This is a genomic window from Wolbachia endosymbiont (group A) of Bibio marci (genome assembly GCF_947251645.1).
Classification (GTDB): domain Bacteria; phylum Pseudomonadota; class Alphaproteobacteria; order Rickettsiales; family Anaplasmataceae; genus Wolbachia.
The window spans coordinates 849,113-863,652 of the sequence record NZ_OX366364.1 but is presented as its reverse complement, the minus strand read 5'-3'; the positions used below and the strand labels follow the sequence as shown (position 1 = coordinate 863,652).

General features: G+C 35.0%; 13 protein-coding genes and 2 pseudogenes. 6 read left to right on the top strand and 9 right to left on the bottom strand.

Annotated elements, in window-relative coordinates:
- Nucleotides 1–97 precede the first annotated feature (97 nt).
- Nucleotides 98–1,255: a Fic family protein gene (locus tag OPR48_RS04550; protein WP_265025598.1), complete on the bottom strand. Its 1,158-nt coding sequence runs from the start codon at nucleotides 1,253–1,255 to the stop codon at nucleotides 98–100.
- Nucleotides 1,256–1,500: 245 nt separating this feature from the next.
- Between OPR48_RS04550 and OPR48_RS04545 the strand changes: the two genes are divergently transcribed.
- The 3 genes from OPR48_RS04545 (at nucleotide 1,501) to OPR48_RS04535 (ending at nucleotide 3,473) form a co-directional block, all read left to right on the top strand.
- Entirely contained in the window at nucleotides 1,501–2,226 is a 726-nt protein-coding gene (locus OPR48_RS04545; RefSeq protein ID WP_265025597.1) for a TerC family protein, read from the top strand.
- Between the two features lie 162 nt (nucleotides 2,227–2,388).
- A complete protein-coding gene (locus tag OPR48_RS04540) occupies nucleotides 2,389–2,532 on the top strand; it encodes a hypothetical protein (RefSeq protein ID WP_265025596.1) in 144 nt (47 codons plus the stop codon).
- Nucleotides 2,517–3,473: an IS5 family transposase gene (locus OPR48_RS04535; protein ID WP_265025454.1), complete on the top strand. Its 957-nt coding sequence runs from the start codon at nucleotides 2,517–2,519 to the stop codon at nucleotides 3,471–3,473. The genes OPR48_RS04540 and OPR48_RS04535 overlap by 16 nt, the downstream gene beginning before the upstream one ends.
- 363 nt (nucleotides 3,474–3,836) lie before the next feature.
- On the opposite strand, the gene guaA is transcribed toward OPR48_RS04535, so the two are convergent.
- From guaA to OPR48_RS04500, 7 genes are all read right to left on the bottom strand, one after another.
- Nucleotides 3,837–5,399, bottom strand: coding sequence for a glutamine-hydrolyzing GMP synthase (guaA, locus tag OPR48_RS04530; RefSeq protein WP_265025595.1), 1,563 nt, complete (start codon nucleotides 5,397–5,399; stop codon nucleotides 3,837–3,839).
- A gap of 102 nt (nucleotides 5,400–5,501) precedes the next feature.
- On the bottom strand, nucleotides 5,502–6,047 hold the full coding sequence (locus OPR48_RS04525; protein ID WP_265025594.1) for a hypothetical protein: 546 nt from the start codon (nucleotides 6,045–6,047) through the stop codon (nucleotides 5,502–5,504).
- A 619-nt stretch (nucleotides 6,048–6,666) separates the two neighbouring features.
- The gene (gatC, locus tag OPR48_RS04520) at nucleotides 6,667–7,020 is read right to left on the bottom strand and encodes an Asp-tRNA(Asn)/Glu-tRNA(Gln) amidotransferase subunit GatC (RefSeq protein ID WP_265025593.1); all 354 of its coding nucleotides are present in this window, start codon (nucleotides 7,018–7,020) and stop codon (nucleotides 6,667–6,669) included.
- Nucleotides 7,010–7,936, bottom strand: coding sequence for a ribose-phosphate diphosphokinase (locus OPR48_RS04515; RefSeq protein WP_265025592.1), 927 nt, complete (start codon nucleotides 7,934–7,936; stop codon nucleotides 7,010–7,012). The genes gatC and OPR48_RS04515 overlap by 11 nt, the downstream gene beginning before the upstream one ends.
- 211 nt (nucleotides 7,937–8,147) lie before the next feature.
- Nucleotides 8,148–8,741, bottom strand: coding sequence for a hypothetical protein (locus OPR48_RS04510; protein ID WP_265025591.1), 594 nt, complete (start codon nucleotides 8,739–8,741; stop codon nucleotides 8,148–8,150).
- 158 nt (nucleotides 8,742–8,899) lie between these two features.
- The gene (locus OPR48_RS04505) at nucleotides 8,900–9,313 is read right to left on the bottom strand and encodes a hypothetical protein (RefSeq protein WP_265025590.1); all 414 of its coding nucleotides are present in this window, start codon (nucleotides 9,311–9,313) and stop codon (nucleotides 8,900–8,902) included.
- 116 nt (nucleotides 9,314–9,429) lie between these two features.
- The gene (locus OPR48_RS04500; protein WP_265025589.1) at nucleotides 9,430–10,296 is read right to left on the bottom strand and encodes an ankyrin repeat domain-containing protein; all 867 of its coding nucleotides are present in this window, start codon (nucleotides 10,294–10,296) and stop codon (nucleotides 9,430–9,432) included.
- Nucleotides 10,297–10,713: 417 nt separating this feature from the next.
- On the opposite strand from OPR48_RS04500, the pseudogene OPR48_RS04495 reads away from it, so the two are divergent.
- A pseudogene (locus tag OPR48_RS04495) lies at nucleotides 10,714–11,501 on the top strand (IS5 family transposase).
- Nucleotides 11,502–11,523: 22 nt separating this feature from the next.
- Nucleotides 11,524–12,077 (top strand): annotated as a pseudogene (locus OPR48_RS04490) (integrase core domain-containing protein); the annotation flags it as partial.
- Here OPR48_RS04490 and OPR48_RS04485 read toward each other — a convergent pair.
- Entirely contained in the window at nucleotides 12,074–13,273 is a 1,200-nt protein-coding gene (locus OPR48_RS04485; RefSeq protein ID WP_265025588.1) for a multidrug effflux MFS transporter, read from the bottom strand. The pseudogene OPR48_RS04490 and the gene OPR48_RS04485 sit on opposite strands and share 4 nt — an antisense overlap.
- Before the next feature lie 332 nt (nucleotides 13,274–13,605).
- On the opposite strand from OPR48_RS04485, the gene OPR48_RS04480 reads away from it, so the two are divergent.
- Entirely contained in the window at nucleotides 13,606–14,535 is a 930-nt protein-coding gene (locus OPR48_RS04480) for an AEC family transporter (RefSeq protein WP_265025587.1), read from the top strand.
- Nucleotides 14,536–14,540: the final 5 nt, after the last annotated feature.

Here is a 14,540-nt window from a genome sequence, read left to right as displayed (position 1 = left end):
ATAATTCTCCAAAAGGAGCTCCTTACTTTTTGTTCAGCATGTCCATTGGATCAGACTCTTTAAGCTTGCTGTTTGCTGAATTTATTCATCATAATAGCTATAATGTGCTATCGAAGTTCTCTGTAATCTTAGTTGGTTCTTCTAGAATATTCAAAATATCAGTTGCACAATAAACCCGATCTCTCTTTCCTTGAGAAGTTTGTGAAACGATGCCTAAATCTTCAAGCTTTACGATTGCTCTTTGGGCTGTTGTAAATACGACACCTAAGTTTTCAACCACTTTCCTTATAGTAAAGTAAGGGTTTACAGCGAGATACCTTACAATACCACTCGCAACTCCCTCAGTTTTAGAACTAACTTCAGTTTGCCAATTTGCAATCAAAATGTTAATTCGTTCTGCTCTTGACAATGCATCCAATGATTGCAGTACTACACCATTTAAGAAATAAGAGAACCAATCATGCCACGTGCCTCTGTTGCTTATATTGTAAAGTTGGTCATAATACTCACTTTTTGTAGCTTCAAAAAATGCACTTAAGTATAACAGAGGTAATGGTAATAATTTTCTTTCGATCAGAAGTAATGTTATTAATAAACGTCCAATACGTCCATTGCCGTCCAAGAATGGGTGAATCGCTTCAAATTGATAATGACATAGAGCTATATGTATAAGTGGGGGTAATGTTCTATCATGTAGAAACTTTTCAAAAGAGTCCAAGCAACCCATCAATTCACCTGGCATTGGTGGCACATATTTTGCTGTGTCTATTGTACATCCTGAGCTTCCAATCCAATTTTGCACTCGGCGAAATTCTCCTGGAATTGCGTGAGAACCTCTTACACCTTGCATAAGTTTTCCGTGAATTTCTTTAACCAACTGAAGCGACAGTGGAAAAGATTGTAAACGTTTTAGTCCATAATCGAGCGCTGATATATAATTGCGTACTTCTTGTAAATCATCGGGATTGCGATCTACGTTAGCACCTGCTTCTTGAGCCAAAATTTCACCAAGAGTTGCTTGAGTTCCCTCGATTCTACTTGAAAGAACTGCTTCACGTGTTATAAAGGGTCGTATGAGAAGATGAGGGTTAGGCAATTTAGCTCCTTCCCTGGATAACATACCCAAAATATGATCTGCTCTGGAAAGACTATTAACTAAATCATTGTCCCATTCAAATTTTGGTGGCAAGGGGTTAGGTATAAATGCCTGATAACCAGCGAATACTTTGCCTGATGGTGATCCTTTAATATACATTCATTCAACCTAGCACACTATTTTTATAGTATATATTATTTTCAAATAAAGTCAAAAATGAAAATAAGAAACTCTCTTATTATTGATTTTGCTCAAAAACGAAAATAGAAGAAGCCTCTGAACTTTATATTACGTTTGCTTCAGTCATCCTGTTTTTCTGGAGAGCTGCTATAAAACTTCTGAGTGAAGTCACTTAATTTTTACACATCTATTGTAGAGTAAGAGGAGCCGAATTTGGGACAAAAATGCTAGCTGATGCTTGGACTTTACTGACACTTACACTACTTGAAACTATACTTAGTGTAGACAATTTAATTTTTATTTCTCTAGCAATAGATAAGGTACCAAATGCGCTGAGAGAAAGAGTGCGCCTTATGGGCCTTGGATTAGCACTATTAATGCGTTTTGTAATACTATTTTTTACATCATCTATATTGTCAATGCAAAAACCCATATTTCACACTGCATCGCTAAATATTTCAGCAAGGGATTTACTTATGATCGCAGGGGGATTATTCCTTATTGTTAAAAGCTCTATGGAGTTATGGGATGACATCTTTGTATGTAAGAAAAATAAAAAGAAAGCAAACGTTAAATCAAAATTTTTTTTAGTTGTGCTACAAATTATATTAATAGATTTAGTTTTTTCAGTTGATTCGATATTAACTGCTATAGCATTAACTTATAACATGGTAATAATTGCTACAGCATTTACATTTTCCATGCTAGCAATGCTGTTTTTATCAAGTTATACCGCCCAGTTAATCAAATCTAACCCAGGCTTAAAAGTAATTGCTATCTTATTTATTTTACTTGTCGGTGTGTACCTCATACTTCATGGATTTCATGTAGAATTACCAAAAGAATATTTGTATTCTTCATTTATGTTTGCACTGCTTGTGGAAGTTATAAGCAAAATAAAGAAAATTAACCGTCATACCGCGATTCATTCGCGGTATCTCAGCCGCTAACACGCAGCGGGATGACAGCAGTCCTACGTCATACTGCCGCGGTATCTCACATAGATCCCGCTAACACGTAGCGGAATGACGAATTACTTAACCGTCATCTACACCGTCATTCCGCGATTCATTCGCGGTATCTCGGCATAGATTCCGCTAACTAGTAGCGGAATGACGGTTGTCAGAGTGTCATCCCAGTGCTTGACACTGGGATGGCTTTGTTGCATAGCAACCGAAAAAATCTGGTGGCTACTGACAAAATTCATTATAAATAACCATTTAACTGTTGAAGAAAAAATATGCCACAGAAAATGAAAGTCAGTAACCAAAATGAATATAACAAATTTCTCCAGGAAAGAGGAAATATTTTTCATTATATCAATGAAGCCATAGAAAATTGGTATGAAAATAGTCCAAAAATGCAAGGCGGCAACTATATTTACAGTGATAAAGTTGTGATTTTGGTGCATATAATTGTCAATCTTTTTAGAATTGGTTTAAGACAAACGGTGGGGTTTATAAAAGGATATATGCAACAAATAGGAAGAGATTTAGCAGTTATCAGCTATTCACAAGCATCAAGAAGGTTTAAGAAACTTAATATTAAGATCAATGATTGCAGAATTGATAAAAATAATATGGAAGACATCGAAATTGCTATAGATAGTACAGGTATCAGCATTTACAACAATACCCCTGGTCACAGCAAGGAAAATAGCGCTGACAGAAAATATCGTGGCTATGAACAGACAAGAAAATTGCATGTAATGTTGAATATAAACAGCAAAAAAGCCATAGCTGTAAAATACAGTAACGGTGTCTACTCTGATCACTATGGAGCTTGCGATTTGCTTAAAGAAGTTAATTTTCAGCATGTCATAAAAGCACTATATGCAGATAGGGCATATGATAGGCACAAGTTTTACAAATTGTGTCACGAATATGATATAAAGGCAAAAATTCCACCAATAAACAATGCGGCAGAACATCCAGAAATAGATTATATGTCTGACAGAAATGCTGCTATTAGGTTAATAAAATTATACGGTGAAGATGGCGTGAAAGAATGGAAAAAAGAAGTAAATTATGGGAAAAGATCTTATATTGAAGGGTTTTTCTCAAGATTAAAGCAAATATTTGGATTCAGCTTTAGGAATAAATCCGAAGTAAATCGCGAAAAAGAATTGCTGATTAAGTGCTATTTGCTTAATCAATTTACTGAAATTGGTATGGCTAAATTTGAAATGGCTACATGATATTTATCGTAAATTACTACCAGTATAAGGTGCGATGCAACAAAGCCCACTGGGATCCAGAAATAGTTTGCTTGTGAACAAGCAAACTAGCATGGAAAGTAGCTGATCTTACACTAAATGAATGTTTTTGATGAGGTTGCATAGAAGCTGGATTCCAGTGTCAAGCACTGGAATGACATCCTCCCTTGTGGAAATTGCTCTCAAATCACAATGTTCGTACAGCTATGCAAACACAAAGGTGTCATCCCAGTGTCTGGGTACTGGGATGACACCGTCATAAAGGAACCAGTGTCAACTACTTTCATGACACCCTCCTGCAAATTGCAATGTGTGTACAGTTATGCGCGTGACGCTGGCTCATGATTACTCCCACTCAATAGTTGCAGGTGGCTTGGAAGTTATATCGTACACAACTCTATTTACTCCGGGAACATTATTAACAATTATACTGCCGACATTGCGTAAAAAATCCCAAAACACTAGCGAATGCTGATCCTTATCTTCAAATGGAAATGCATCAGCTGTCATACCATCAGATGATGTTACAGCCCTCAAAGCACAAACATATCCGTACGTACGACCATCTCCCATGACGCCTACAGTTTTTATTGGTAATAATACAGCAAAAGCTTGCCATATCTTATCGTATAGATCGTAATTTTTCATCGTATTAATATATATTTCATCTACTTCTTGCAATATTCGCACCTTTTCTTCATCGACTTCACTTATAATCCTCACTGCAAGTCCGGGTCCAGGAAATGGATGTTGAAATATTATCTCATCTGAAAGCCCAATTTCCTTTCCAAGTAGCCTTACCTCATCTTTAAAGAGGTAACGTAAAGGCTCCACTAGCTTCAGGTTCATCTTTTCTGGCAACCCACCAACATTATGGTGAGACTTAATTGTACTAGTGTTGTCTGAGGCATGCCCTGACTCAACTACATCAGAGTAGATGGTACCTTGCATCAAAAAATCCACATCACCTATTTTTTTTGCTTCTTCTTCAAACACTTCAATAAAAGTGTTACCGATAATTTTTCGCTTTTCTTCTGGATCAGTTATTCCCTTCAACCTACTCAAAAATAAATTTGATTTATCAACATAGTTTATCGGAATCTCTTTCAACATAGTAATGGTCTGGTTCTTGCGTAACAACCCAGTATCGATAAAAATACAGTTCAATTGTTTTCCTATAGCTTTATGTGTGAGAGCCGCTGCAACACTTGAATCAACCCCACCACTTACTGCAGCGATTACTTTTTTCTCTCCTACTACATTTTTGATTTTTTCCTTCTGCTCCTCAATAAACGACTTCATTGTCCAGTCTCTTTCGCAATTTGCAATATCCAAGAAGTTAGAGAGCAATTTACTGCCATTTGTTGTGGGCCTCACTTCAGGATGGAATTGAGTACAGTAAATCTTCCGCTGTTCGTTGACAATCATTGCAATTGTTTGATTTATCACACCTGATGCGATAACAGTAAATCCCTGTGGTATAGTATCAACACTGTCTGCATGATTCATTAATACATCCACTTCAGAATTAACATCCCAGGTATCCTTTATAATAGGGGATTCTTTTAGTATCTTGATTTTAGTTCTGCCAAACTCCTGTTTGAAACTCTCTTTTACTTTTGCTCCAAAATAATGACAAATGAGTTGCTGTCCATAGCATATTCCAAGTATAGGAACGTTTGTTGCCTCATTAAGTTTTATAATTTCATGTACTACTCCACTTATTTCAGAACAATCATCATTTACAGATTGCGGTCCTCCAGAGAGAATAAACCCATTGAATTTTGATATTGTTTCAAAACCGATGTTGCTTGGAAATATTTCACAATAAACGCCCATTCCTCTTACTTGTCTTGCGATAAGCTGTGTAAACTGTGAACCAAAATCAATAATGGCAATTGCTGACAATTTGCTCCTCCATATTATTTTAAGCAATATCTGATAATAAAGAAAATAATGGAGCAAGTAAATTAAGACCTGTTTAAAACTTTGACGGACGGCGTGGGTTGGCTATGATCTATTTTTATCTAAGAAGAACTTTTTACGGTGGCACTTCAGGGGTTGCAGCCCTTCTTCATGGTCAAGACATAATTTCAATTCTTCCCAACCACTATAACTTCCACCACCAACCAATTTTATACACACTCTGGATAGAGACTTAGCCTCAATCACTTTTCCAGTTTTGTTGTCTACAAACTTTTCCACTCCCTCAATTTTAATTTCGTATTTTTGGCCACTCTCTGGGCGATTCCATACAAGTATTTTCCCTATAAATAGAGCTTTGATGACCTCTTTATTTTGCGCTCCATTATATTGATTCTCAGCTACCATAACTTTTTTAGGCTTATCTGTTTTGGGTTTATCTATTTGGAGCTCACCTATCGGTTTATTACCCACCATATTATTTAATACTTTGTTTGTTATATAAGTTGCTGCTTTGTCCTTAATTTCTTTTGCCTCTTCATCTACATATTTTTCTACTTCACTACGTACATGCCCTTTTAATTTTTCAAAAAAGTTCTGCAAGTCGAGTAAAGTTAATTCAGATGTTTCCATAAAACCCCCCAGTTTTATTATCACGTATCAATAATACATCTAGTATACTTAAAATACCTTTAAGAAAGGCGACTCTGACCCTCAGGTAGCTAATGTTAGCTACCGATATCGTACGTGAACCAAAATCAATAATGGCAATTGCTGACAACTTACCCCTCCATATTATTTTAAGCAATATCTGATAATAAAGAAAATAATGGAGCAAGTAAACCAAGACCTCTTTAAAAGCTTTAATGTGTGGCTTAAACGTTAGCTATGATCTACTTTTTATAGCTAAAGTGGCTTAGGTTTACCTACAATTTGAAAAACAACAAATTCGTCATTCCGCTACTCGTTAGCGCCGCGGCGCATAAGTGTTGAAAGTGCAATCACACAAGGTGATTAATGGTATGTAAATCTCCTCTTGATATCAACCTTCGTTGTTGGGAAAGCAGATAAACCACGTCGAAAATTCGCTTAAACCTTCTAACCACAGGCAAAAAGGCGCTTTTTTAATTTATTTTATTACCATTGAAATTTATGCCGTTAACCACCTTATATAATGCCACTTATAGCACTTTCAACACTTATGCGCCGCGGCGGTATGACGTAGGGAAACCTTTCTTGGGTTAGCTATACCTTAATCGTTTATAACCTTTGGCACTACGAAATACCCATGCTCAGGTTTTGTATTGGACAATATCTCTTCTTTAATGTTTTGAGAATTTATAACATCATCGCGTACATGAATGTCCTTGTCTATACTGCCATAATGCATAGGAGAAACACCTTCAGTATTAACTTGCAATAAAGTATCATGTATCCAATCCAGCATTGTCAGTTCTTTGGAGTAGTGATCAATCTCATCATTTGATAACTTAATCCTTACAAGCTGTGCAATTTTAAGCATTTCTTCTTTGGTAATTGTTATTTTTCTCTTATTTGCAAATTCTATTAGTGAAGTAATAACATCTTCTGTTGATCTAGTTGGCATCTTTACCTCCTTGGATGAAGTGAGTTAAAATATTTACGACCGAAACAACTTCTATTTTACCAGTTTTTTCAAGTTTGTGAAGTATGGTATCCGTAATCACTAATTTATCTAGAGAAGAGGAGGAAATTCTCTCAACTGCACTTCCTGAAAGCACGCCATGTGTGATGCATGAAATTACGGACTTTGCTCCGCGGCCTTTTAAAGCAAGAGCTGCATTACACAATGTTCCACCAGAGTCAACTATATCATCAACAATGACACAATTTTTATTCGCAACTTCTCCTATTATGTTCATTACTTGAGATGTGCCTGCTTTCTCCCTATGTTTATCTACTACAATAATCTTATCACTTAACCCTATCTTGCATTTTTCCTCTAAAGTCTTTGCAAAAGCACGTGCTCTGCCAATTGCTCCAACATCAGGTGCAACAATTGCCAAATTTTCCGTGTATATACAGTCAACAAATGCTTCAAAGCAGTTCAAATTAGTTATCGGTACATCAAAGAATCCTTCAATTTGACTTGAGTGCAAATCAATAACTGCAACACTACTTGCACCTGCAGTTTGAATAAGATTTGCAACTAATTTGGCACTTAAAGCAGATTGCATATTATTGTTCTTGATAACTCTATCTTGCCTGCTATATCCATAATAAGGAATAATTACTACTATTCTTTTGGCTCCTAATCTATTTACTGCATCAATTATAAGCAGAAGCTCCATAAGGTTATCATTCACAGGGGGAGAAAGAGATTGTACTATATATACTTCTTGATTATATAGATCATTTGCTACTTCTACATTTACCTCGCCATCGGTAAACTTTGATATCCAAGCAGAGGATGGTTGAACATCTAGCTGGTTAACTACTGATTCCCCTAATTCCTTACTAGCATTACCTATTATTATCTTCATAACGCACTAATTGAGTTTTTAAGATTATACAGAAATTATGAAATAATTGAAATGTAAGTTTCTTTATCTAGCATTCTTGTCGGCGAATTAGGTACCTCTTGTACAATGACCTGTCATTTTCATGCATTATTTCAATAAATAGATCTAAATTGAAATAATTATACAAAACCCTGCTTATGTTTCAAGATAAATGACTTTAATGAAATATAATTTACCTTACCACTTCGTTTTGATTCTTCAGTTCAACATAGGATAAATTACTCATACATTCTTCTAGTATTTCCTCCTTTTTATCATTACCTAGTCCACTGCTAAACCCCTGACACTTTTTCTCAAGAGCTAAGCGTGTAGCTATGATATACATTACTGTTTCAGGTGAGACCTTTGGTAATTCATTTCGGACTTTTTCTTGTTCTTCTTCAGAAAAATTACTGAGGTTTTCCCTGGCCATTTCAGGAAATTTTTGAGTAATCGTTTCTTTTATCATTCCACCAACTTCCTGTTTATTTAGTGTAATAACTACCGATGGATGCAAGCCAGATAAAGACTCAACCATTTTATTATATGTTCCACCAGCACAACTTTGACCGTGATTACCATAAGTTGTTGCTGCATCTATAAGACCTTTAATAAACATATCCTTTCTGTTTTTTATGTCCTCATCACTTAAAGGAATTTTTTGGTCTATCGTTCCTGTGTTTCTATCGTTGCAAGCTTTCCAACACAAAACAGCTGTTTGTTTTAGTGTTAATTTGCTATAACTATCTTCAAAACTATCTTCTGTTGTTTTATTAATAAACTCCAAGCATTTAAGTGCATGAGATTTTTCGTCTTCTGTAAATTCATTTGACTGTTTAATGTACTCTTCAACATCAGTTGTATTTCCTCTACTTAGCTGTGTATAAAACTCCTCCTTACTTAGGTTCTCCTTATATTTTTCTATGAGTCTATCAACACTTAAATTTATACTAGAAACTGCCTTTCTTCTTCTGGAACTTCTTGTATAAAATTAAAAATCTGCTGTATTTCTCTAATGAGTGCTTGGTTTAGCAAACTTAAGAACAACATAGGCAGCACTAAAAGTATACAGGAAATAATAATGCATATGGTTAAAACAACCTTTAATATTCCCCTAATGATATTTTTTGGCCAGGCCAATAATCTTGTTTCATTTTCTTTTGGTTTTAAAAAATAATCTACTAACCATGAATACAAAAAGAACTGTATAAGAAGAAAAAGTGGAGGAATTGTGCTTATCAGTAAAAGTATGTTAATGAATTTTTTGATTCTACCAGTATTGTTATAAGCGTTTCGTACTCTCTCTATTATAGTGTTTGCTCTATTTTGCTGTTGATTATTATCTGCACCTGCTAACATATTATATTTCCTCTAAAGCACTCGATCTAGTATATTAGAATATTAAAATTATATCAATAAAAAATTTGTGAACTACTATAGCTCTCTGTGATTTACTGATCGCTTTATAAAAAGCTTTATACTCTTTGCTTAATTGGAGATGCTACCTCTGCACTTTCTGCTCTGTCTAGGGTACTACTTGGTTTTTCTGCAGTAATTTTTTGAGTGCTACCATCTACCTTATTCTCGATATCTGCTCCATATGATCTTAATACTTCAATAGCTTTCTCGTTTCCACTATTCAGCGCAATATCCAAAGCATCCATTCCATCATTATTTTTGTGGTTGATAAAATTCTCTAACTCAAAGATTTTTATATATTGCTCAATGATGAATTCTACCACTTTTCCAGGGCAATTATTAGCGGCAGGAAAGAGTACTGCATTGTTATTATTGTCTTTCTTTGTTACATCTGCTTTGAGCTTGTCTATCAAATACTTGATAATTTCTATTCTGCTATCATCTTCTGCTTCAGTGCACTGCCTAGCAGCTAAAAACAGAGCTGTTCGCCCATTATTGTCCACATCTTCGATATTTTGCCCCTTATCAATTAAGGCTTGTATTATATTTTTATTACCATACAAAGCAGCAAAGTGAAGAGGAGTATACCCTTCGGTGCTTTCTCTTTCATTAATCAGCGCATCATGGCTAGCTAGTAATTCTATAAATTCTGGCGTATCTGCAAACACTGCAAAGTGCATTGGTGTTAGATCATCTTTACCGTGATTTTGAGTTTTTGCATTAACGTTTGCTCCATTTTTTATTAGCAATTTTGCTATTTCTAATTGTTTGCGTCCGATGGCAATATGCAGTGGCGTACGATTGCGTTCATAATGATCATTGACGTTTGTGCCACACTTTATTAGTAGTTCTGCAGCTTCAATATTACCTTCCTGAATTGCAACATATAAGGAAGCATATCCATCTTTTGTTTCCTCTGTCATACGAAATTGCGAACATGTTAGTTCATATATTATTAAGGATTATTATTAAGTTTTTATTAATACAATATTAATAATAATTAAAATTTTAACCGCAGTTAGAGAAATTTATGTTTATCGACAATTTTGTAAACAGCAAACCCGTCATTCTGCTGCTTGTTAGCGCCGCGGCGGTATGACCCTAGCTGATCTTATACTAAATGAATGTTTTTGATGAGGTTGCATAGAAGCTGGATTCAAGTGCCAAGCACTGGAATGACATCATTCTCCTGTCATCCAAGTAGCTGACACTGGTTTCCATCCAAAAAGGTGTCATCCGAGTAGCTGACTACTTGGATCCAGATTGGATACTGAGTTGGTTAGAGCTTATCCGCAAACGAAAAAAAGTATAGTATATGAGTTTTAAAAATGGGGTTAGAAATGAGAAAAAAGTATCCTACAGATCTTAGTGAAAGAGAGTGGTCGGCTAATAGAGAAACACTTTAGAGTATTATACAAGAAAGGAGGAAGGCCGCTAAAACATAGCAAAAGAGAAGTATTATCGGCAATTTTTTATGTACTACGTACAGGATGTCAATGGCGCTATTTACCGCACGCCATGGAAGAAAGTATATGAACAATTTAGGAGGTGGAAAAAGCAAGGAATTTTCGAAAAAATGAACTACGATATCACTAAATATAGTAGGTCAAAAATGGGAAGAAACGAGGAGCCAAGTGCTTGCATAGTAATCTGTAAAAACGACAGAAAAAGGGGGATCAAAGGTTATGATGGGAGTAAAAAAGTAAAAGGTAGAAAAAGGCACATAATCTCAGGGTTTTATATTAGGCTGTTATGTGGGTGCTGCTAGTGAAAATGACAGAGATGGTAGCATTGGATAATATGAGGAAAAAATATACTAACGTTAAGAAAATGTGGGCTGATATGGGGTATCAAGGAAGAAATTTAAAGGAGTACATAGAAAAAGAGTACGGAATAGACATTGAAATTGTTAAAAGGCCTCCATGTAGGTTTTGGGTACACAAAGACACATCACCTGAACTACTACCAATGAGGGAACAGGGGTTTAAAGTACAGTCAAGAAGATGGGTTGTAGAAAGGACTTTTGCTTGAGGAATAGAAGGCTATCAAAGGAATATTTACAACATCCACTGAAAATTTCATATACCTGGCTATGAGTAGGGTTATGTTAAGGAGGGAATATGCTTGAGTTTACCAGTTTCCGGACAAGCTCTCAGGATACCTATTATGTGGGCAATATCAAAGGTATAGATCAGCAGACTTTTGTTGATACTTATTCCAGAGTTGCAATGGTTAAACTTTACACGGGTAGAACAGCTATTACAGCTTGCAGATCTTCTCAACGGTAGAGTTATTCCATTTTTGGATGAGCAGAAAATTCCATTATTACGCATTCTAACTGATAGGGGTACGGAGTATTGTGGCAAGCCCGAAAATCATGCTTATCAGCTATATTTGGGAATAGAAAACGTTGATCATTCTAGAACCAAAGCCAACTCTCTACAAACTAGTGACATATGTGAAAGGTTTCACAGAACTATGCAAGATGAGTGTTACAATATTATCTTTAGAAAAAAAACTACAATTCTTTGACAGATTGATGTTGATCACTGGTTGCGTTCTTACAATGAGACAAGGCCTCACTCAGGCAAATATTGCTATGCCTATGCAAACGTTTTTGGATAGTAAACATATTGCTTTTCAGAAAAATATTAGTAGCATTAAACAAGAGCATGATATTAGTTTTAATTCTTCTGTCAGTTAATTCTTGTCTTTTACAAAATTATTAATCATACCAGATCTTAAGGGTGTAGTTAGTAATAAATATGCAGTAAAAACAAGTTCTAGCACTACTGCAGATAGAACAAGAATAGCTGCACTGATCGCTTGACCATTGTAAACGTAGCTTGTTAAGCCGATAAAAATAGCCATGATAAAAGCTCTAATGACCGAGAGTGCAGAAGAAGCCGTACCTTTAATTTCAGGGAAAACATTTATTGATGCGTTCAAAACCACTGGCTGGCACATTGCACAACCGATAGAAAAAATAATCATAGACAGTGTTACTAAGTAGGAAGAATGGGGCATGATTACACTGAATATTACAAGCAATAGAGACCCAATAGCACCTACGCTCGTACCAGAAATTACACACCATCTTGCTCCAAATTTTTGTAGGATTTTACCGGAAAATAAGCTGGTTAGAGAAAAGGAACCTACAATCAAACCTTGATGTAGTGCATAAACTTTGCTTGGTAATCCAAAAGTTTCCATGTATAGAAATGGCCCACAAGTAATGAATGACATATATGCAGAAGTAAAGAGACTTGGTATTAAAGACAATGCAACGAATTTTGAACTCGATAATAATTTTCCGTAATCTTTCACCGTTTTTTTCAAACTGAAAATATCGCGGTCCTTTTTTGTTTCTGGTAACGCTAAAAGTAGTAAAATCCAAGAGATCAAACAAATTACTGCAACAGTTGCATAATTACCACGCCACCCTACAGCTTCGTTAATAAAGCTTCCTAAAATAGGTGCAATTGCCATGACAACTGTTAGAACAGAATTCATGATTCCAATAAATTTTATTGCTTTGTCACCCTGATAACTGTCTGCAACAATTGCAAACACAACTACAGATGTGCTAACACCAATGCCCCGAACAAAGCGAGAGATAAAAAGCCAAAAAACCGAAGGTGCAAAAACGCAACCAACAGCACCGATTAATAACAAAGTGTTACCTATGATCATAATTCTCCTTCTGCCATAGCATTCAGACAATGGACCGAAAAACAACCCTCCTATGCAAAAGCCTAAAAAATTATAAGCAATAGTTAATTGAATTGTTCCTTCCGATACGTTAAAATAGCGCACTATATCCGGAAAGCTAGGCACGGAAATATCAATTTCAATGAACTTGGCAATTAGAGACAGGATTAACAGAAATGGTAGTAACATTTGAAATTTTTAATTAATGAATAAAAATATCACATTTAAAGCGTTAAAAGAAGAACATTTTCTTACTTTTTCAACAGTCCGTCTAAATTACCACAAGCAGTTTAATTTTTCATCATTATTTAAAAATATGCAAGAAGCTTTACAGAAATTTAACATAATTTTATCATAAAAATATCATTCTTAAGTCCTATATAAAAACAAATTTTGGCACTAAGTGAATCTTTTTTAATTAACTATGAGCTGGATAAATTGGAAAATAAATTTTGTTTACTTTTACAATACCTTAAGATCTAATATCACTTTATCAGTCAAAAGTATCACAATAGGCTAGTATGTTCTTTACTCTTTTTCTAAAAATATTACCTATTTATATTACGATGTTTATTGGTTATTTAGCAGGAAAATATCTTAAAATTGATAGAAACACTCTATCTCAAATACTCTTTTATATAGCTAATCCAATAGTGATTTTATATGGAGTCTCTCATACAGAAGTTAATTTAAAAGTAATTTCTCTGCCGATTTTGATATGGTTTATAGGTAGCACTATGTCCTTATCAGTGTATTATCTTTCTTCTTTTTTATTTAAGGATAACACAAGAAACATATTAGCATTTAGCTCAGGCAGCACAAGTATGGGTTATTTTGGCCTGCCGATTGCCATGGCTTTATTTGATGAAGATTCAGTATCTGTATATGTTGTTTGTTATATAGGGATGGCATTGTTTGAAAATAGCTTAGGATTTTACATAGCCGCAAATGGTATTTATACCGCAAAAGAATGCATATTAAAGTTGTTCAAACTTCCTTCGCTTTATGCGATGATTCTGGGCTTCTTTTTAAGTATATACGATATACAAATACCTACTTTTTTAACAGATGTTATGATGAACATTAGAAGTACATTTGTTACACTAGGAATGGTGCTACTTGGAGTGAGCATTGCAAATATTGCAAGCTTTAAAGTAGATTGGAAGCTTGCTTTGATCACTATTACAGCAAAGTACGTATTCTGGCCACTGTTTGTTCTAGGAATTGTCCTTTTAGACAAGCATGTTATAGGTATATACGATGAGAGCATATATAAAGCACTGATGTTGCTGGCTATTATTCCAGTTTCTGGGTCCAGTATAATACTTGCTAATATTTTGAATTATCAACCAGATAAAGCTACTCTATTGCTTCTAATCAGTACTGCAGTGGGACTGTTTTATGTTCCACTAATAATATCATTATTTTTTACCAAACTTGTTCTTTTTTGATCAAA